Below are 19994 nucleotides of genomic sequence, written 5' to 3' on the forward strand. Positions count from 1 at the left end.
ACAGCATATTAGAACATGGCAGAAGACAAAATCAGGAGGCTCAAACAGGTTGCAACTACTTTAAACATTGGTACAGCTACCATTGTGGATTACCTCTCTGCTAAAGGCTTTGACGTGGAAAACAAACCCACTACCAAAATCACGGCAGAGCAGTTCAGTATGCTGGCTAAGGAATTCGCCTCTTCTATGCAGGATAAGATAGAGGCAGAAGAGCTCAACATCGGAAAGAAACCACAAGGCAACCAAATTGTGGAATCGGAGCCGCATCATGAGCCAAAGAAAACAACAGACCCTGAGCAGGAAATCCTGATCAAGAGCGTGCACCAGCCGAAAGGCGAAGCCGCTGAGGCTAAACCAAAGGCGCCAACAATGCCAGAGCCGGCTCCTGTTGAGTCAAAACTTCCGGGCATCAAAGTGCTGGGCAAGATAGAGCTCGACTCGAAAGGCCGACCAGTACCTAAGGCGGCACCGAAGGCTGAAGAGCAAAAGGCGCCTGCAGCTGAGACACCAAAAGCCCCAGAAGCGAAAGCGCCTGAACAGCCTGCTGCAATGCCTCCTAAAGAAGAAAAACCTGCTGAAAAACCAGCCGCTCCAGCTCCTGTTCAAGAAGCTCCAGCGGCCCCTAAGGCTGAAACTCCGAAGACTGAGACTCCTAAGGTAGAAAGCCCTAAAGCAGAAACACCACAGCAACCGGCAACGCCTCCTGCCCCAGCTGCGGAACAAAAACCAGTACAAACAGATAAAGCTCCTGCGCAAGCAGCGGCACCAAAGGCCCCGGAAAACCCGGAAACACCTACTCCTGCAGAAAAAGGACCAGAACAAATAGAAACAATTACAGCAAAAGCCGACCAGCTGAAAGGCCTTACGGTGCTTGGCAAGATTGAACTGCCAGACAGCTCCCGTAGAAAAGGCACTAAGCCGGTAGCGTCTTCCGATGACAGGAAGGCCGGTAAGAAGAAAAAGCGCAAGCGCATTATTGTGGCCAGCCCAGAGCAGACTGCTCAGGACCAACAACAGGCCAACCGCCCTCACCAACCAGCACAACAGCATGGCAACCGTCCAGGTGGCGGTCCTCGTCCGGGTGGTGGACCGGGTGGCCGTGGCGGCCGTGGTGGACAGCATGCTCCACGCGTTGAGAAAGCAGAGGTTACCGACAAGGAAATCCAAGAGCAGATTAAGGCTACGCTGGCTAAACTCAGTGGCGGCAAAGGTGGCGGTGGAAACCGTGCCAAATACCGTCGTGAGAAACGTTCCGCTATAGCAGACGCAACCGAAGAGCGTCGTCTGATGGAGCAGGCAGAGTCTAAGACACTGCGTGTAACGGAGTTCGTATCAGCCAATGACTTGGCTTCTCTTATGAACGTAAGCGTGAACGAGGTGATTAAGGTGTGTATGCAGCTGGGTATGTTCGTATCCATCAACCAACGCCTCGACGCCGAAGCCATCACTGTTATCGCAGATGAGTTTGGCTATACCGTAGAGTTCATTACAACGGAAGAAGAGCAGGCACTCGAAGAAACAGTTGAAGAAAACGAGGCAGACCTAGAGGACCGCGCTCCAATCGTGACCATCATGGGTCACGTTGACCACGGTAAAACCTCTCTTCTGGACTACATACGCGATGCAAACGTAACAGCCGGCGAGGCCGGTGGTATTACGCAGCACATCGGTGCCTACAAGGTAAAAACCGAAAGCGGCCGTACCGTTACTTTCCTCGATACGCCGGGTCACGAAGCCTTTACGGCCATGCGTGCTCGTGGTGCAAAAGTAACAGACGTTGTAATTATCGTGGTAGCAGCCGACGACTCGGTGATGCCACAGACAAAAGAAGCGATTAACCACGCACAGGCAGCTGGTGTTCCAATCATCATCGCCCTGAACAAAATAGACAAGCCTACTGCCAACCCGGACAAGGTTCGCGAAGAACTCGCCCAGATGAATATTCTGGTTGAAGAATGGGGTGGTAAGTATCAGTCGCAGGAAGTATCTGCCAAAACTGGTCTCGGTGTGAATGACCTGTTGGAGAAAGTATTGCTCGAAGCAGAACTCCTAGAATTGAAGGCCAACCCAGACAGAAACGCGGTAGGTACCGTAATCGAAGCGTCTCTTGACAAAGGCCGTGGCTACGTAGCCACTGTACTGGTGCAAACGGGTACACTTAAAATCGGTGACGTGGTATTGGCAGGCTCTCACTACGGTAGAGTAAAAGCCATGACCGACCACCGTGGCCGCAAAATGAAAGAGTCAGGCCCATCTACTCCGGTGCAGTTGCTCGGTCTTGACGGAGCACCACAGGCGGGCGATAAATTCCAAGTGATGGAATCTGAGCGCGAAGCCCGTGAGATTGCAACGAACCGCGCACAGGTACAGCGTGAGCAAAGCCTGCGCACCCGTAAGCATATTACACTGGATGAAATCGGCCGTCGTTTGGCAATCGGTACGTTCAAGGAGCTTAACGTTATTGTGAAAGGTGACGTGGACGGTTCCGTAGAGGCACTTTCTGACTCCTTGCTAAAGCTTTCTACAGCCGAGGTGCAGGTAAACATCATCAGCAAAGGTGTAGGTGCTATCTCTGAATCAGACGTACTGCTAGCTTCGGCTTCGGATGCCATTATCATCGGCTTCCAAGTACGCCCATCGCAGAATGCGCGTAAACTGGCAGAGCAAGAGCAGATTGACGTACGCCTGTACTCTATCATCTACGACGCCATCAACGAGGTGAAGGATGCGATGGAAGGTATGCTTGCCCCTACCATGAAGGAGGAGATCATAGGCAACGCCGAAGTACGCGATGTGTTCAGGATATCAAAAGTGGGTACCATTGCAGGCTGTATGGTAACAGACGGCAATATCCAGCGTAACTCTAGAGTACGCTTGGTGCGTGACGGTATCGTGGTGCATGATGGTTCAATTCTGGCTCTTAAACGCTTCAAAGACGATGTGTCTGAAGTGAGACAGGGCTACGAGTGTGGTATCAGTCTGAAAGGATACAACGAGATCGAGATAGGCGATATCATTGAAGCATACGAAGAGAAAGAAGTGAAGCGTAAACTGTAACGGTTGCGGCTACATAAAACAACAAATGCCCTTGCGAAAGCGAGGGCATTTGTTGTTTTATGTATGCGGACATGATGTAGCAAATTTAGAGGTCCTTAAACACAAAGCCCCGTCTAGTGAATTAGACGAGGCTTTGTGTTTGTATCTAGCTAGAGCTAATACAATTAAAGTGACATACGGGCTAACCGGCGTTTATCGCGCTTGTGCTTTTTATGCATTTGCTTTTCTTTCTTCAGGATAGCCTGCATACGCTTGCTGCCCTTGACACGGTCTTTTGTGAAGCGGCTGCGATTGGTATTCTCATAGGCATTCCAACGTGTATCCAAGCCAGAAGCACGAGCACCTACTGCATCAGTTGTGCTTCCTTTTTCCTGCGCTCTGGTTGTTCCCCAATATTCATCTTTACCTGCGTTCAGCGTAGAACTCGAACTAGAGGTCTGTGCCATGGCATCTGAAATAAACAGGATAAAACCGAGGCAAAATATAGCTGATATGATTTTCTTCATGAATCCAGTTTAATTGATGTATCTATACAACGTACATCGGTCACTAAAGTATACATTTTTAGCGAATAACAAGAAATTCAGTCCAAAAGTTTACTACTCAAATTTATAAGAAAGTCCTATTCCCAGTGTTTCCTTCAACTGCAAGCGGGGGCCTTTTCCATCCATAGTACCATCACCACTGCGGTCCACGTCAATCAGAATATCATCGTCGTAGATCATATGCACAAATATGCTGGCCGACACGAATTTGTTCACTTTAAAGTCCACCAAGTTCTCCCAGTTCAAGTCTACATTCTGGGGATTCTTTAGGTAATTGGAGAACAAATCCGCTTTCGACTGTAGGGTAACATTTTTGAAGATCTCATGCCTGAAGCGTACGTTGACAAAGCCGCCAAACTCCTCACGCAGGCGCTCCCCGGTTCCCCGGATCAGATTTCCCTCGCCATCCCGCTCAGCTCGGCGCACGCCAAAGGCCCCTTGGTCAGCCATAGCTTGATCCAAAACGGCTGTGAACTTGCCCGTGAAAGGGGAAATAAACACGGAAAGTTTCGGGTTAGGCTTATAGTCCATGCCCAGAGAGGCGAGGATAAAAGCCGGCGACATAAAATTAGAGAGTATGGAGTCGCGGGTGGGTGTGTAGGTTGGGGTAAGCTGAGTGCGGGTGTTAAGCTGTCCGGTATAAAACCACTTACTGGACGCCTGCCGACCATACTTCAGGTTCAGCTCCAAGCGGTCATCACTTTTCCGCAAGCGCTGCCCCTGTAGTTTCACACTTCCATAAGTCAAGTCTAGTGTGTTGTTCCAAGTGTTTTTGCCCTGCTTGTAGTTTCCGTACAGATTCAGAATGCCTAAGGCGGACAGTGAGTTTTGTCCGCCAGCAGCCCAATTATTGAGGCTTACTTGACTGAAATTAACCGTGCCTGTACCTCCAAAGTCCCAGATATTGCGTACAGCCACCGTGTCTACTAATGTATCTTGGGCCATAGCGGTAAGAAGGCTAAATTTCAGGATAAGAAAAGAGACTAACGAGAAGCGTAAGAAAGCAATGAACATGAAAATAAGGTATGTGTAAGTTAAAATCCCTAAATAAACCGCAAATATAGCAAAACACTGACGCAAGGCAGATGTAATACGGGAGCAGCCTAAGAGATTGAACAGGACCACTGCTGGATTGCACTTTAGGGATTTAACTAAATCAAGCTTATATTTGCTGCTGAAAATGTACGTTTACAAAGAGCTCAATAAACTATGTCAATATTCGAAAATCTGCTGCTGCAACTCGAGAATGGAATCCTTGTTATTACCATTAACCGTGCTGATAAGCTCAATGCACTAAACATCGATACCATAAAGGAGATCAAAGCCGCTATACAGCAAGTCTATGACGATCCCGCAGTTCGTGGTGCCATTTTCACGGGCGCAGGCGACAAAGCTTTTGTGGCTGGTGCAGACATCTCGGAGATCGCAGAGCTAAGTGAGGTGAACGCCCGCAGTTTTGCAGAGCGCGGACAGGAGGTTTTCAGCATGATTGAGCGTTGCACCAAGCCAGTGCTTGCAGCCGTGAACGGCTTCGCATTAGGAGGCGGTTGCGAACTGGCCATGGCTTGCCATATGCGTGTAGCCAGCGAAGGCGCACGCTTCGGTCAGCCGGAAGTGAACCTCGGGCTTATACCGGGTTACGGTGGCACACAGCGCCTGACGCAATTGATCGGCAAAGGAAAGGCCATGGAACTGATGATGACGGCTGACATGATTGGTGCCGGTGAGGCGAAGGCCCTAGGTCTGGTAAACCACGTAGTGCCTGCCGTGGAGTTAATGCGAAAGTCAATGGAGATCATGAACAAGATCCTATCCAAAGCCCCACTGGCGATTGGCTTGGTGATCGATTGCGTGAACGCCGTGTATGACAAAGACGAGGACGGCTACCAGACGGAGGCGAACTCCTTTGCTCGCTGCTGCTCTTCACAGGATTTTGTAGAAGGCACCAACGCATTTCTAGAGAAGCGCAAGCCTGCATTCAAAGGCGCTTAATTTTATACCTGCAACAACGCGCTATACCTATCATAAAAGGCAGGTATAGCGCGTTCTGTGTTTTTCTGCTGACACCTATACCTTCCTGCCCCAAAACAAACGCATGAGCATAGCCAAAAAACTGGTCGGGCAAACGGCTGCCTACGGACTGAGCAGCATTGTGGGCCGTGCGCTCAACTACCTGCTTGTGCCGGTCTATACCTCTGTCTTTTTACCGGCTGAGTATGGGGTGGTGTCTTATCTGTATGCCTTTGTGGGCTTCTTCAACATCCTCTATACCTATGGTATGGAAACGGCCTTCTTCCGGTTTGCAAACAAACCCGGGGCAGACCAGCACAAGCTTTACAACCAAGTACTTACTCTAATTCTGGGTTCCAGCATCGTATTTACAGCATTGCTTATACTTGCTTCAGGAGCTTTAGCTGATTATAAGGACTATACCCCGCAACAGCAGAACTACATCATCTGGCTAGCAATTATATTGGCTATCGATGCCATTGTAGCCATACCTTTTGCTTGGCTCCGACTGCAGAACAAGGCTATTAAATTTGCCTCGATTAAGCTGGCAAACATCCTCATCACCGTGGGCGCCAACCTGATTTTTTTAGTTGTTTTCCAAAACATCTATGAGGGGGAATACCTACAGGGTCTCAGGCCGCTAGTGGCGCAGATCTATAACCCCGACCTAGGTATAGGCTACATCTTCCTGATTAACCTAGTGGCCAATGCTATGCTCATACCTATGCTTTGGCGCGAATTCAGCATCTTCCGTTATGAGTTTAACAAGGAGCTAATTGGCCCGATGTTTACTTATGCTTACCCCCTCCTATTTATGGGGCTGGCAGGCGTGGTAAACGAGGTCGTAGACCGTATACTATTGGAGGAGTGGCTACCAGAGAGCTTCTACCCGCAGCATAGCAACGAGGCAGTGGTTGGTATCTACAGTGCCTGCTACAAACTTGCCATTTTCATGACACTGGCCATACAGGCTTTCCGCTATGCCGCCGAGCCCTTCTTCTTCTCCCAAGCTGATAACAAAGACTCGCCGCAAGCCTTTGCCCTCATCATGAAGTGGTTCGTCATCACCTGTGCCTTTATCTTCCTCTTCATATCGGCTAACCTAGAGGACTTTGCCTTATTCCTGCGAAATCCAGCGTACCGAGAGGGCATTATGATTGTGCCCGTGCTACTGCTGGCCAACCTGTTCTTAGGCGTATACTATAATCTATCGGTGTGGTATAAGCTGACCGACAAAACAAAGTACGGCACCTACATCAGCTTTGGCGGTGCGGCCATTACCATTGTTTTCAACCTGCTGCTTATACCTGTGCTCGGGTATATGGGCTCGGCCATTGCCACGTTTGTCTGCTACTTCAGCATGGCGCTTGCCTCTTACATTTTGGGCAATGTGCATTACCCGATTCCCTACCCTGTCAAGACCATTATGGGCTATATAGTTTTTGCCGCTGCGCTTGTCATAGCGGCGCTCTTCGTACCCATCGAAGACTTCTGGCTGCGCCATGTATACCATTTGGCAATATGCGCCGTTTTCCTGCTGGTGGTCTGGTTCAGGGAGCGGGCCTACTTCCTATCTAAAAAATAATCTTTATCTTTAATAGATGAACAACTCGACTTTACCGGTTAATGTGATTAACCAATCCAAGCATGCGCTTCCGTCATACCAAACCGAGCACTCGGCAGGTATGGATTTGCGCGCAAACCTAGAGGCACCTGTTACGCTGAAGCCACTACAGCGCGCCCTTATACCTACCGGGCTTTTTATTGCCCTTCCTGAAGGCCACGAAGCGCAGATCAGACCCCGCAGCGGACTGGCCTACAAGTACGGCATTTCCATCGTGAACAGCCCGGGCACCATCGACGCCGATTACCGCGGCGAGATCAAAGTGCTGCTGGTGAACTTGTCGGACCAAGACTTTGTGGTGGAGGATGGCGAGCGCGTGGCCCAGATGGTAGTGGCCCGCTATGAGCGCGTGGAGTGGTCAGAGGCGGAAGCGCTAACCGACACCGAGCGCGGAGCTGGCGGCTACGGCAGCACAGGCACCAAATAGCCTCTTGTCTGTCAGGTATAGCCTGTGCTTTCCTTCTTTTTTCAAGGGGCTAAAACCAAACATTCAAAATCCAGTATTAAACAAAACCAATTTTGCCGGGCAGCATGTCCGCGCAATATTTTTCAATCAATAAACAAATAGCTATGAGGATTATCGTACCTATGGCAGGTATGGGCAAGCGTATGCGCCCGCACACACTCACTGTTCCTAAACCACTTATACCTATCGCAGGCAAGCCAATCGTGCAGCGTTTAGTCGAAGACATCGCCAAAGTATGCCACGAGCCGATCGAAGAGGTGGCTTTCATTATCGGTCACTTCGGTGAAGCCGTTGAGCGCGACTTAAAGGCCATCGCCGAGTCAGTAGGCGCCAAGGGCAGCATTTACTATCAGGAAGAAGCACTGGGAACGGCACATGCCATTATGTGCGCACAGGACTCCTTGGAGGGTAAAGTAGTAGTCGCTTTCGCTGACACGCTTTTCAAAGCCGACTTCCAGCTCGACACCAACGCTGACGGTACCATCTGGGTGCAGCGTGTGGAAGACCCGCGTCCGTTTGGCGTGGTTAAGCTTAACGACAACGGCGAAATCACCGACTTTGTGGAGAAACCACAGGAGTTTGTTTCAGACATGGCGATCATCGGCATTTACTACTTTAAAGACGGCGCCTACCTGCGCAGCGAACTGCAGTACCTGCTCGACAACGACATCAAAGACAAGGGCGAGTACCAGTTGACGAACGCGCTGGAGAACATGAAAAACAAAGGCACGAAATTTATTCCTGCCGTTATCTCAGAATGGCTCGATTGTGGCAACAAAAACGCAACTGTTTTCACCAATCAACGCTATTTAGAGTATATAAAAGATGAGAAGGATCTGGTAGCCGCTTCAGCCAATATCCAGAACTCTGTTATCATTCCGCCGGTGTATATCGGAGAGAATGCTGTTATCCACAATTCGGTAGTAGGACCGCACGTTTCCATTGGAGACAACACAAGCGTAAACGACTCTATTTTGAGCAATTCCATCGTTCAGAAGGACTCGGCCATTAAAAACGGGAACATAGCAAACTCAATGATAGGTAATTTTGTTTCCTATGAAGGACGCCAGTCGGACCTGAGCCTTGGCGACTACAATACGCTTACAGAATAGCATACCCCATTTTATGACCCGATTCAGAAACATTGTTCTCGCCACCTGCTGCCTTGCCTTGGTTGCCACCGGCGAAAGCCAAGCGCAGTCTAAGAAAAAGAAGGCCAAGGCTAAGAGTGAGGCGGCGCAGGTAGCGGCACCCACTCCGCAGCCCGAGCCTACCGAGCAGGAAAAGCAGTTGAGCGAAGCATTGTTTCTGGACGGCATGAAATATTTTATGTTGGAAGACTACAAGCAAGCGCTCAGTCAGTTCCAGAAGGCATATACCGTTACCCCTAACAATGCAGCGCTGAATTTTAAGCTGGCCGAAACCCACCTGCTGCTTGAAAATCCACAGGCAGGGCTTTCTTTTGCCAAGGCCGCCATCGCACAGGATCCAAAGAACGCTTACTATTATCTGATACTGGCGCAACTGCATACTGAACAAAAGCAGTATACCGAAGCAGCTCAGGTATATAACGACCTGATGCGCAACGTGCCGGACACGGAGCAGTACCTGTTCAATTTGGCGGATCTATACCTTTCGCAGTCCAAGTACGATGATGCGCTCAAAACTTATGACCGCATCGAGAAAAAATACGGGGTGCTGGAGCAACTCTCCATGAACCGGCAGCAGATATACCTGCGCCAGAAGAACATCGGCAAAGCCATAGCCGAAGGAGAGAAACTGATCGCCACCAATCCAACTGAGATTCGCTATCTGCTAGCGCAGGCCGAGCTGTACAACGCCAGCAAGAAGCCTGATACGGCGATTGAAACCATCAACCGTGCGCTGCGCATAGAGCCGAACAATCCATTTGCACGCCTGATGCTCTCCGATCTGCATCGTCAGAAAGGTGAACTGACTGAATCTGAAGAACAGGTAAAAATTGCTTTCGCCAGTACCGATCTGGACATCGACACCAAGGTGCGCATACTAGTGGACTTCATCCGCCAGATGCCCAACCCGGCTATAGAGGATATAGCACTGGAACTGGCTGACCTGACTATAGCGTCGCACCCTGAGGAGGCCAAGGCCTACGCAGTAGCCGGCGACCTGCAAACCATAACAGGCAAAAAGGAAACAGCCCGAGGCAACTACCTGAAAGCCGTAAAATTAGATGATTCGCATTTTAAGATCTGGCAGCAGATTGTGCTGCTTGACGCCGAACTGGGAGAGTCTGCCGATTTGGTTAAACATTCAGAGGAGGCACTGGAGCTATTCCCGAACCAAGCAGTGTTTTGGTTCTACAACGGAACCGGCCACTTAATTGAGAAAAACTTCGACAGGGCCGTGAAATCATTGGAGCATGGCAAGCGCCTATCGGCCAGTGAGCCGGAACTGATTGCGCAGTTCAATGCCCAGTTGGGTGATGGGTACAACTCTCTGAAAGAATACAAAAAGTCAGACGAAGCCTACGAAGAGGTACTGACGCATGACCCTGATAATGAGCATGTGCTCAACAACTACAGCTACTTTCTGTCGTTGCGCGGGGAACAGCTGCCTAAAGCAAAAGCCATGGCCAAACGCCTAGTAGATCGTCACCCGGACAATCCAACTTATCTAGATACCTACGCTTGGGTTCTCTACAAGATGGAAGACTACAACGGGGCGCTAACTTATTTGGAGCGGGCTATTGCCTTTTCAGAGGAAGCCACCATTGTAGAGCACTATGGCGATGTCTTGTTTAAGCTAGGAAAACGTGATGAGGCTGTCAGACAGTGGCAAAAGGCGAAGCTCAAAGGTGAGGCTTCCGCTTTTATCGACAGAAAAATAAAAGAACAAAAACTTTATGAATAAACAGCTCCTGCTTTGCCTGCTGGGCATGCTCCTGTTTTCTGCGTGTAAAAAAGAAACCATCCCTTCTGCCGCCTCCACTACTAACGAAACTGTCGGCAACGTTACTGTCCAAAATCTGGAATTTACTTACCTGAATGCTCGAGGCCAACTCAAGCTGGAGGACAAAGGCGAAACTACCTCGTCCGGATATGCCCTGCGTATGAAAAAAGACAGCATCATCTGGGTATCAGTTCTGCCTGGGCTAGGCATAGAGGCCGCCCGTTTCAAGATGACGCCGGACTCCGTGTATGTGATGAACCGTATTCACAAAGAATACACCGCTACCACTTACGAATTCCTGAGCAGTCGTTTTAACGTAGACCTTAATTTCGAAGTGGTGCAGGCCATCCTGCTCGGCAACTACCAAGCCAATGGTTCTGAAAAGGCCACCACCCAAGGTCAGATGCAGCATGTGCAACAGCTTCGCGAAAATCTGCTGTTCGACTACTTCATCAGCGACCAAAACCTTAAGCTGCAGCAACTCAACGTAAAAGACCAAGGCAGCGGCAATAGCATTACGGTGCAGTACAACAGTTTTCAGCCAATCGGAAAAGTGCCTTTCGCGCACGAACTGGTTGCTCAAGTGCTACAGGCCGGCCAAGTTTCCGACTTCAGTCTGAACCATAGCAAAGTGGTTGTTTCTGATGAGGTGCTGGAGTTTCCTTTCGGCATTCCTTCTGGTTACAAGCGCCTTTAGCCGAATAAAATCCACGGGGTTCTGGTTCCGGCCATTTAGTTTTGCCATATTTGTAGGCTAAGAAGTGTAGTAGAACCCGTTACTGATGAAGGCCCTTTACAAATCCGCCTTTTTCTTTCTTATCCTGATACTGCCGCTGGCAACGCTCGCCCAAAAACAAAAGTCTAAGGCGCAGCTCGAGAAGGAAAAAAAGGAAAACCTGAACCGTATTAAAGAAGCAAACCGCATTCTGCAACAGACCAAGGTGCAGAAGGAGGCTTCTATTGGCCAACTTAACGCTATACAGGAAAAAATAGCAGTACAGAAAGGTGTTATCAATACCATTTCGCGCGAAATACAGCTACTCGAGTCGGGTATGAAGGAGACCGAGGGTATAGTGGGTGAACTGCAGTCCGACCTCGAGAACCTGAAAGCAGAGTATGCTACTATGGTATACGCCGCCTCTAAAACCGCCAACAGCTACAACAAACTCATGTTCGTGTTTGCGGCCGACTCTTTTAACCAGATGGTGCGCCGCTTGCGCTACCTGCAGCAGTACTCCGAAGCCCGCAAAAAGCAGGTAGAGCAGATCAACAAAGTACAGGTTGCTCTCACCGGCCAGTTGCGCACGCTCGAGTCGCAGCGTGAAGAGAAAAGAAGCCTGCTAGACAAACAGGTGCTCGAGAACAAGAACCTGCTTTCGCTACGTTCGCAGCAGGATAGCATGATCCAGAAACTGAGCAAGCAGGAGCAAACACTGAAAAAAGAGGTGGCCCAGCGCCAGCAGGCGATTAAAAAACTCGACAACCTGATTGCCGACATTGTAAAAGAAGAAATGGCTCGCGCGGCCCGTGAGGCACGTAAAGCAGGCCGAGCCACCAGTGGAAGCGCCAATAAGATCACCCTCACCCCAGAGGCGGCGCTCATTTCATCATCGTTTGCCGGTAACCGGGGCCGCTTGGCGTGGCCAGTGGACCGCGGCTTTATCTCACAGAAGTTCGGCCGACACAACCACCCGGTACTGAAAGGCGTTGTGATCGAGAACCGCGGTATAGACATACAGACGAGCCAAGGGGAGGCAGCCCGAGCTATTTTTGAAGGCAAGGTGCTTACCGTAGCCAGCGTGCCGGGTATGAACAACATTGTGATGGTTCAGCATGGTGAGTACTTTGTGGTATACGCCAAGCTGCGTACGGTCAATGTTAAAGAGGGACAGGATGTGAAGCAGAAGGACGTGATCGGGACGGTGTATACAGATGCGAATGGCACTACAGAGCTTCAGTTCCAAATCTGGAAAAACAACAACAACCTCAACCCGGAAAGCTGGATCAGGCCAAAGTAAGTCTCTTGTTATTTCGGTTATCAAAAAGAGCAGGCTGCACCTTACGACGCAGCCTGCTCTTTTTGATTAATGCCTCTGCCTTAGCTGTTCCCATACCCACTTAGGGCCCATACAGAACCTAAACCCCTATAAAAGAAAAAACACCCTACAAAGCAGGGTGCCTTTCCAAGCTATGAAAACAAACTTAAAATTATATTTATACACTTGCTCCGGTGTAGGAGTGCTGTGTTAAATTTCTAGGATTAAATTACAACGTTTTAATGAGACTTGCAAATAGAAGATTAAAAAAACTGAATATTTATTTTATCTCTATCTTTGCGATTTGCCTGACAAATCTCTCAGGCTTCTTAGCCTCATTCGGCTGTATATGGCATATTACAAGTAGCTTGCCAAAAATATAGAAAGAACCAACACACTGATTATCAATACAAAAATCAACAAGAGGTACATGTATTTTTCCCTATATTGGAAACTTTTTTTCCATTTTGGGAAAACATCAAAAAAAATCAGTTATTCAATCGCTAACCTACTTAGCTCGCGGCTCAAGTACTAAAGGGGGGCCTTTGCGCTACTATACGCCACCCATACTACGAAGTTACACCCCATGCGTGCCAATTCAAGAGCCTAGCGACTAAGTTTGTCCTTTTGGTCTGGAACTGCTTTGCGAACATAATATTCACCCATTAAACTAAAGTGACCAAATGTGGGTTTTATTAAAATATAAGCTTTATTTTTGCAGCAATTCATCTTAAAATTTTAAGACTATGGTACTTACCAACACACTAGCATTTATCCAGAACATTGGGGGCGGTTCGCTTATCCTAATCCTTGTGGTAATTCTGCTTCTTTTTGGAGCGAAGCGCATTCCAGAGCTTGCAAGAGGTCTGGGCCGTGGTATTCGTGAATTCAAAGATGCCACCAACGAGATCAAAGACGATCTGGAAAAGTCAACAAAGGATACTCCTGTAAAGTAATTCCCGGCATAACGTTCTATGATACTTAGTGCAATTCTCCTCTTCCTGGCAGACCTGGGAGGAGGAGAAATTCTTGTTGTACTAACCGCAGTACTCCTGCTTTTTGGTGCCGATAAACTCCCTAGCATGGCACGTTCTGCCGGCCGAGGCCTCCGTAGCTTTAACGATGCCAAAAACGAAATCCAGAACGAGCTTGAGCGTTCCATCAAGGACATAAAAAAGCCTGAATAGTTTGAAACCATACCATTCGCTTCGTGACATTCGAGCCGACATCGCCTCCGGGCAGTTGTCGTGCAGACAATTGGTAGAGCACTACCTGTATAATATTAAGCAAAAGCCTGAGTTGAACGCTTTCTTGGAAACGTTTGACAAGGAAGCGCTGGCCCAAGCCGAAGCCGTTGATAAAAAACTGGCTTCTGGCCATGCTGGCAAACTAGCAGGCATGGTGATCGGTTTGAAAGATGTGCTGGCTTATGAGGGGCATCACCTGCAGGCGTCGAGCCAAATCCTAAATGGCTTTGAGTCACTTTACACGGCCACTGCCGTGCAGCGCCTGCTTGCTGAGGATGCCATTATCATCGGCCGTCAGAACTGTGACGAATTTGCGATGGGAGCTTCCAATGAAAACTCCTCCATGGGTCCTGTACTCAACGCAGATGACTCTACCCGCGTACCGGGTGGTTCTTCCGGCGGATCGGCGGTAGCCGTGCAGGCTGACCTGTGCCTTGCCTCTATCGGCTCCGATACGGGCGGCTCTGTGCGCCAGCCAGCCTCTTTCTGCGGCGTGGTGGGACTCAAGCCAACTTATTCGCGCATTTCCCGCTACGGCCTTATCGCCTATGCCTCTTCATTTGACCAAATCGGTGTTCTCTCTAAAAGCGTAGAAGATGCGGCCCTCTTGTTAGAGGTAATGGCCGGCAGCGACGAGTACGACAGCACCGTGAGCCATCGACCTGTGCCGGCTTACAGCCAGATGCTGCAGACCGATAAAAAGTACAAAATTGGCTATATCCGCGACTGCTTTGAGAGCGAAGGCTTGGATTCTGAGGTGAAAGAAAGCATCCTCGGTGTAAAAGACATGCTTAAATCTGCCGGCCATGAGGTGGAAGCTGTGGAGTTCCCATATCTGGACTACATGGTGCCTACCTATTATATCCTCACCACGGCGGAGGCTAGTTCCAACTTGGGCCGCTTTGATGGCGTGAAATACGGTTTCCGCAGCGAAAACGCTACCGACCTGACCTCGCTTTACAAAAAAACGCGTGCTGAGGGCTTTGGTCCGGAAGTGCAGCGCCGCATTATGCTGGGCACCTTCGTGCTGAGCGCCGACTACTACGACGCCTACTATACTAAGGCACAGCGCGTTCGCCGTCTCATAAAAGAGAAGACAGATGAGTTGCTACAACATTATGATTTTCTTATATTGCCTACCGCTCCCACTACAGCCTTTAAGCTAGGGGAGAATACGGCGAATCCGTTGGCCATGTATTTGGCCGACATCTTTACGGTTCAGGCCTCGCTTGCAGGTGTTCCAGCTATTTCTATTCCGGTTGGGCGTGATGCGAACGGCCTTTCCATCGGGTTACAGTTAATGACCCGCTCATTTGAGGAGCCGCAATTGCTCGCTTTCTCGAATTACATACTGGACAAGCTAACCGTTGAAGCATAAATTATAATGACGCACTTTAGACTCTTTACAGTACTTGCAGCACTGGTTGGAAGTATATGGGCAATCCACGCCCAAGCTTCTGACTTTAGTTTCTCGCTCGACAGACTGGCAACACTGGAGGACTCCCTTAAAAAACCGAAGGCAGACACTACTTTTCTTTCAGAAGAGGAGCTTGCCTTAATGGTGGAGTACATCCCTTACGAGCCGGACGAGGTGATCCAAGACAGACTGAGCTGTATAGAGGCCGACATTCCGCTTGTGTTCAACAAGTTTGTGCGCAATCACATCGACTATTTCACGGTTCGTAACAGGAAGTACACTCGTACAATGATTTCCCGTGAGAACGTATACTTCCCCATTTATGAGAAGTATCTGAAGAAGTATAACATGCCGCAGGACATTAAGTACCTCTCCATTGTGGAGTCAGGGCTTAATCCGAAGGCAGCCTCGTGGGCGGGCGCTGTTGGTCCTTGGCAGTTCATCAAGTCAACCGGTAAGGAGTATGGCTTGAGCCAAGACAACTACATTGATGAGCGCATGGACGTAGAAAAGTCGACAGACGCCGCTATGCGATTCCTAAGTCGTTTGTACCGCTCTTATGGCGACTGGGAACTGGCAATGGCTGCCTACAACTGCGGCCCGGGCAATGTGAACAAGGCGATCAGAAGAGCAGGTGGTGGCAAAAAGACTTTCTGGGAGATTTACCCCTACCTGCCAAGGGAAACCCGCAACTACATACCTTCTATGACGGCAGTAATCTACGCCATGAAGTATGCTCCGGATCACAACATTTTCTCTGACTCGATCCTATACGCAGCTGATTATACCCACTTGGAGGTTAACCAAGCGCTGGATCTAAACAAACTAGCCGCCGAGCTGCATGTGGACACACTGGCCCTTTTGGCACTTAACCCGGAGATCAAACAGGCCAAGCTGCCAGAAAGCACCCGAAATTATAAACTGCGTGTACCTGCGCGCACGGCTGGCCTGCTAGCTGTAGACCAAAGCTGCATTTTATTGGCAGCCGCCCCTACACTGCCACCTGCCAAACAACCTATACCTACCGAGTCTCCTGTTATGCTGGCTGCTAACACCACTGTTACCAAAGACAGCCTGACGCAAAAAACTTACATCGTGCAGCGTGGTGACAACCTGTTTGGCATTGCTCGCAAGTTCGGAGTAAGCGTTGATGATATAAAGGAATGGAACCAACTGGCAAGTTCTGATATCAGAATACAGGACAAACTTCTTGTCTGGCAGGCTGCTCCGGAGGCGGCTCCAGTTCTGTTGGCATCTGCTCAAAGCACTACTTCTAAGGCTGGCGGCACGCCAACTAAAAAAACTACGCCTGTTCAAAGCAAGATTCAGCAGGAAAAGGTGTACCATGTACAACCGGGCGACACGCTCTGGACAATTTCCCAACGCCACGAAGGGATGACGGTTGAAAAGATAAAGAAGCTGAACAAACTCAAGAACAGCGCAATTAAGCCGGGCCAGCAGCTCATCCTTGGATAAGTTGCAGCCAACAAACAACGAAGCACTCTTTCCTCAAGGAGTGCTTCGTTGTTTTAGATGAAATTGATTTATATGATTATTACTATACTTTACCGCTTCAAGTGCATCCATCTTCCCTGCCAAATAAAAAACGGAATATTCTGTCACAACTAGAATTACATGCGTGTATCTTTGTCGGTTACGACTTTGATAAACCATAAAATCTTATCAAATTGGCTTTTATCTTCATGAGGCAACACATATTGACAAAAGCGTAGCGAAACACTACACCTGATTTAACACAACATCGCATACAATGATTAAAGTAAACAAAGAAGACGCACTTAACTATCACATGCAGGGGCAGCCCGGCAAGATTGAAGTAGTGCCGACTAAAATGCTGAGCACACAGCATGACTTGGCCTTGGCTTACTCTCCTGGAGTGGCCGAACCCTGCAAAGAAATAGCCGCTGACAAAGAGAACGTATATAAATACACTGCCAAAGGAAACCTCGTAGGTGTTATCTCAAACGGAACTGCCGTACTCGGCCTTGGCAATATCGGGCCGGATGCATCTAAGCCTGTAATGGAAGGGAAAGGCGTCCTTTTCAAGAAATTCGCAGGTATAGACGTATTCGACATTGAGATCGACTGCACCGACCCAGAGGAATTCATCCGCATCGTAAAATCACTGGAGCCTACCTTTGGTGGCATCAACCTAGAAGACATCAAAGCCCCGGAGAGCTTCAAGATTGAGAATGCACTGAAAGAGCAGATGAATATTCCACTCATGCACGACGACCAGCATGGCACGGCTATCATTTCGGCTGCCGCGCTGCTCAATGCACTGGAGTTAGCTCATAAGAGAATTGACGAAGTAAAAATTGTGATGAACGGTGCTGGTGCCGCCGCCATTGCCTGTGCTAAGCTTTATGTGGCATTAGGTGCCAAGATGGACAACATCGTCATGTTTGACAAGGAGGGCATCATTCGCCCGGAGCGCAACGATTTGGATATCTACAGAGCTCAGTTCGTGACCTTGCGCAAAATCAACACACTGGCCGAGGCCATGGAAGGTGCTGATGTGTTCATCGGCCTATCTGCAGGCAATGTGCTTAATCCTGATTTTGTGAAGCTCATGGCGGCAGACCCGATTATTTTCGCGTTGGCCAATCCGGATCCGGAAATCCCTTATGCCGTGGCGATGGAAACGCGCGAAGACCTGATCATGGCAACCGGCCGCTCAGATCATCCTAACCAAGTAAACAATGTGCTTGGTTTCCCTTACATTTTCAGAGGAGCACTTGACGTGCGTGCCACGGAGATAAACGAAGCCATGAAGCTAGCCGCGGTGCATGCATTGGCTAAACTTGCGAAAGACACAGTGCCGGATATTGTGCACAAAGCCTATGGCGATAACACCATTACTTTCGGCCGTACCTACCTCATTCCGAAGCCGCTTGACCCACGTTTGATCACAACAATATCACCGGCCGTGGCGAAGGCTGCCATGGAGAGTGGCGTAGCCAAATACCCGATCACCAATTGGGAGGCATATGAGCAAGAGCTGCAGGAGCGCATCGGCATCGACCAAAAGTTGATGACTCGTATCACGAACCAAGCGAAGAAGAATCCGAAAACGGTAGTGTTTGCTGAGGCAGACCATTACAAGATTCTGAAAGCAGCCCAGATCGTAAAAGAGCAGCGTATCGCGAACCCTATCCTGTTGGGTAACAAAGCACGCATCGCCGCCATCATCGAAGAGACCAACCTCGATTTGCAGGACTGTGTGATCATTGACCCATACGAGGAGGATGCCAAGCGCGAGGAGTTTGCCCAGTTGCTGTATAAGAAACGTCAGCGCAAAGGCCTTACCTTGTTTGATAGTCGCCGACAGATGCGCGACCGCAACTACTTCGGCAGCATGATGCTCGAAACCGGCGAAGCGGATGCATTAATCTCCGGCCTGACCCGCGACTACTCTAAAACCATTCTACCTTCGCTCCAGATAATCGGTGTGGAAGAAGGCATCAACAAGGTGGCGGGTATGTACATCATTCTGAACAAAAAAGAACCTTATTTCTTTGCTGACACGACTGTTAACGTAAATCCGACCGCCGACGAATTGGTGGATATCATTGGCCTGACCGCCCGTGCCGTTCGCTTCTTCGACACAGAGCCACGTATGGCAGTGCTCTCCTACTCCAACTTCGGTTCGGTGCAGGGCGATATACCTAACAAGGGAGCCGAGGCAGTGCGCAAAGCCAAGGAGCGTTATCCTAACTTATTGATAGACGGCGAGATGCAGGCCAACACCGCCATGAACCGCCACCTACTGCGTGAGCATTACCCATTTAGCGAGTTGGCGGACAAAGGGGCGAACACGCTCATATTCCCTACCCTGACCTCCGGTAACATCGCCTATAAGCTGCTGCAGGAGATAGGCGGAGCCGAGGCAATCGGTCCGGTACTGATGGGTATGCGCAAGCCAGTGCATATCCTGCAGTTGGGTAGCTCTATTCGAGAAATTGTTAACATGGTAGCCATTGCTGTCGTAGATGCACAAAACTATAACAATCAACATATATAGATGATCGCATACATTGACGGTAAGCTGGCCGTGAAGGATCCGACCTATGTCATTGTAGACGTCAATGGCATAGGTTACCAGATCAGGATATCGCTGAGCACGTATTCGACGCTGCCCGACGGGGAGCGCTGTAAGCTGCATACCTACCTGCACATCAAGGAAGATGCCCATACTTTGTATGGCTTCACAACGGCGGCTGAGAAAGAGACTTTCCTGCACTTGATCTCTATTTCGGGGGTTGGACCTAATACCGGGCTCATGATTTTGTCGTCGCTTTCAGTGGACGAGATTCAACAGGCTATTGTGCGGGAGGATGTGCGCACAATACAGCATGTGAAAGGTATAGGAGCCAAAACCGCCCAGCGCATCATATTGGAATTAAAAGATAAAATAAAGAAAGAAACAATGCTTGCTGGTAGCACCGCAGTTCCTGTTTCTGCGCACAATACGGCACGTGCAGAAGCGTTATCAGCATTAGTTACACTAGGCTTTGCCAAGAATGTGGCAGAGAAAACGCTTGATGCCATCATTAAGCGGGAGGACAGAAGCCTTAGCGTAGAGGAACTTATAAAATTTGCCTTAAAGTCTTCTTAATCGGTAGAGCCCAACTTGATCT

Annotated in this window: 16 protein-coding genes; 14 read left to right on the forward strand and 2 right to left on the reverse strand. The window is 49.3% G+C overall.

All coding sequences use genetic code 11. From position 1 onward, the window contains the following. Positions 1–15 precede the first annotated feature (15 nt). Positions 16–3057: a translation initiation factor IF-2 gene (gene infB, locus Q1A04_RS07785; protein ID WP_299703510.1), complete on the forward strand. Its 3042-nt coding sequence runs from the start codon at positions 16–18 to the stop codon at positions 3055–3057. Positions 3058–3221: 164 nt separating this feature from the next. On the opposite strand, the gene Q1A04_RS07790 is transcribed toward infB, so the two are convergent. Together Q1A04_RS07790 and Q1A04_RS07795 are read right to left on the reverse strand one after the other, a co-directional pair. Further along, positions 3222–3563 carry a hypothetical protein gene (locus Q1A04_RS07790; protein WP_299703513.1) on the reverse strand — a complete coding sequence of 114 codons (342 nt, stop codon included), beginning with the start codon at positions 3561–3563 and terminating at the stop codon, positions 3222–3224. Between the two features lie 93 nt (positions 3564–3656). Continuing rightward, positions 3657–4547 (reverse strand): DUF3078 domain-containing protein, encoded by an 891-nt coding sequence (locus Q1A04_RS07795; protein ID WP_299703516.1) that lies wholly within the window; start codon positions 4545–4547, stop codon positions 3657–3659. A 264-nt stretch (positions 4548–4811) separates the two neighbouring features. Between Q1A04_RS07795 and Q1A04_RS07800 the strand changes: the two genes are divergently transcribed. The 13 genes from Q1A04_RS07800 (at position 4812) to ruvA (ending at position 19972) form a co-directional block, all read left to right on the forward strand. Continuing rightward, on the forward strand, positions 4812–5594 hold the full coding sequence (locus Q1A04_RS07800; protein ID WP_299703519.1) for an enoyl-CoA hydratase-related protein: 783 nt from the start codon (positions 4812–4814) through the stop codon (positions 5592–5594). Positions 5595–5697: 103 nt separating this feature from the next. Continuing rightward, entirely contained in the window at positions 5698–7197 is a 1500-nt protein-coding gene (locus Q1A04_RS07805) for a polysaccharide biosynthesis C-terminal domain-containing protein (RefSeq protein WP_299703522.1), read from the forward strand. A 16-nt stretch (positions 7198–7213) separates the two neighbouring features. Continuing rightward, positions 7214–7663, forward strand: coding sequence for a dUTP diphosphatase (dut, locus tag Q1A04_RS07810; RefSeq protein WP_299703525.1), 450 nt, complete (start codon positions 7214–7216; stop codon positions 7661–7663). A 143-nt stretch (positions 7664–7806) separates the two neighbouring features. Beyond that, positions 7807–8814, forward strand: coding sequence for a sugar phosphate nucleotidyltransferase (locus tag Q1A04_RS07815; protein ID WP_299703528.1), 1008 nt, complete (start codon positions 7807–7809; stop codon positions 8812–8814). Between the two features lie 13 nt (positions 8815–8827). Next, positions 8828–10594 carry a tetratricopeptide repeat protein gene (locus Q1A04_RS07820; protein ID WP_299703531.1) on the forward strand — a complete coding sequence of 589 codons (1767 nt, stop codon included), beginning with the start codon at positions 8828–8830 and terminating at the stop codon, positions 10592–10594. Next, on the forward strand, positions 10587–11330 hold the full coding sequence (locus tag Q1A04_RS07825) for a DUF4292 domain-containing protein (protein WP_299703536.1): 744 nt from the start codon (positions 10587–10589) through the stop codon (positions 11328–11330). The genes Q1A04_RS07820 and Q1A04_RS07825 overlap by 8 nt, the downstream gene beginning before the upstream one ends. A gap of 85 nt (positions 11331–11415) precedes the next feature. Next, the gene (locus Q1A04_RS07830; RefSeq protein ID WP_299703539.1) at positions 11416–12651 is read left to right on the forward strand and encodes a peptidoglycan DD-metalloendopeptidase family protein; all 1236 of its coding nucleotides are present in this window, start codon (positions 11416–11418) and stop codon (positions 12649–12651) included. 764 nt (positions 12652–13415) lie between these two features. Further along, entirely contained in the window at positions 13416–13625 is a 210-nt protein-coding gene (gene tatA / locus Q1A04_RS07835) for a twin-arginine translocase TatA/TatE family subunit (RefSeq protein WP_101446552.1), read from the forward strand. Positions 13626–13643: 18 nt separating this feature from the next. Beyond that, positions 13644–13856 carry a twin-arginine translocase TatA/TatE family subunit gene (locus Q1A04_RS07840; protein WP_299703558.1) on the forward strand — a complete coding sequence of 71 codons (213 nt, stop codon included), beginning with the start codon at positions 13644–13646 and terminating at the stop codon, positions 13854–13856. A 1-nt stretch (position 13857) separates the two neighbouring features. Beyond that, positions 13858–15294: an Asp-tRNA(Asn)/Glu-tRNA(Gln) amidotransferase subunit GatA gene (gene gatA / locus Q1A04_RS07845; protein ID WP_299703561.1), complete on the forward strand. Its 1437-nt coding sequence runs from the start codon at positions 13858–13860 to the stop codon at positions 15292–15294. Positions 15295–15300: 6 nt separating this feature from the next. Further along, the gene (locus Q1A04_RS07850) at positions 15301–16809 is read left to right on the forward strand and encodes a lytic transglycosylase domain-containing protein (protein ID WP_299703564.1); all 1509 of its coding nucleotides are present in this window, start codon (positions 15301–15303) and stop codon (positions 16807–16809) included. A gap of 295 nt (positions 16810–17104) precedes the next feature. Then, complete coding sequence (locus Q1A04_RS07855; RefSeq protein ID WP_299703567.1) at positions 17105–19378, forward strand: NADP-dependent malic enzyme; 2274 nt, start codon at positions 17105–17107, stop codon at positions 19376–19378. Continuing rightward, the gene (gene ruvA / locus Q1A04_RS07860) at positions 19379–19972 is read left to right on the forward strand and encodes a Holliday junction branch migration protein RuvA (protein WP_299703570.1); all 594 of its coding nucleotides are present in this window, start codon (positions 19379–19381) and stop codon (positions 19970–19972) included. The last annotated feature ends 22 nt before the right edge of the window (positions 19973–19994 follow it).

The organism is uncultured Pontibacter sp. (genome assembly GCF_947499215.1).
Lineage (GTDB): Bacteria > Bacteroidota > Bacteroidia > Cytophagales > Hymenobacteraceae > Pontibacter.

What these genes read in the sequence shown, in the direction of transcription:
- infB (WP_299703510.1), top strand. Translation starts at nt 16, where the DNA reads ATGGCAGAAGACAAAATCAGGAGGCTCAAACAGGTTGCAACTACTTTA.
- Q1A04_RS07790 (WP_299703513.1), bottom strand. Translation starts at nt 3,563, where the DNA reads ATGAAGAAAATCATATCAGCTATATTTTGCCTCGGTTTTATCCTGTTT.
- Q1A04_RS07795 (WP_299703516.1), bottom strand. Translation starts at nt 4,547, where the DNA reads ATGGCCCAAGATACATTAGTAGACACGGTGGCTGTACGCAATATCTGG.
- Q1A04_RS07800 (WP_299703519.1), top strand. Translation starts at nt 4,812, where the DNA reads ATGTCAATATTCGAAAATCTGCTGCTGCAACTCGAGAATGGAATCCTT.
- Q1A04_RS07805 (WP_299703522.1), top strand. Translation starts at nt 5,698, where the DNA reads ATGAGCATAGCCAAAAAACTGGTCGGGCAAACGGCTGCCTACGGACTG.
- dut (WP_299703525.1), top strand. Translation starts at nt 7,214, where the DNA reads ATGAACAACTCGACTTTACCGGTTAATGTGATTAACCAATCCAAGCAT.
- Q1A04_RS07815 (WP_299703528.1), top strand. Translation starts at nt 7,807, where the DNA reads ATGAGGATTATCGTACCTATGGCAGGTATGGGCAAGCGTATGCGCCCG.
- Q1A04_RS07820 (WP_299703531.1), top strand. Translation starts at nt 8,828, where the DNA reads ATGACCCGATTCAGAAACATTGTTCTCGCCACCTGCTGCCTTGCCTTG.
- Q1A04_RS07825 (WP_299703536.1), top strand. Translation starts at nt 10,587, where the DNA reads ATGAATAAACAGCTCCTGCTTTGCCTGCTGGGCATGCTCCTGTTTTCT.
- Q1A04_RS07830 (WP_299703539.1), top strand. Translation starts at nt 11,416, where the DNA reads ATGAAGGCCCTTTACAAATCCGCCTTTTTCTTTCTTATCCTGATACTG.
- tatA (WP_101446552.1), top strand. Translation starts at nt 13,416, where the DNA reads ATGGTACTTACCAACACACTAGCATTTATCCAGAACATTGGGGGCGGT.
- Q1A04_RS07840 (WP_299703558.1), top strand. Translation starts at nt 13,644, where the DNA reads ATGATACTTAGTGCAATTCTCCTCTTCCTGGCAGACCTGGGAGGAGGA.
- Q1A04_RS07850 (WP_299703564.1), top strand. Translation starts at nt 15,301, where the DNA reads ATGACGCACTTTAGACTCTTTACAGTACTTGCAGCACTGGTTGGAAGT.
- Q1A04_RS07855 (WP_299703567.1), top strand. Translation starts at nt 17,105, where the DNA reads ATGATTAAAGTAAACAAAGAAGACGCACTTAACTATCACATGCAGGGG.
- ruvA (WP_299703570.1), top strand. Translation starts at nt 19,379, where the DNA reads ATGATCGCATACATTGACGGTAAGCTGGCCGTGAAGGATCCGACCTAT.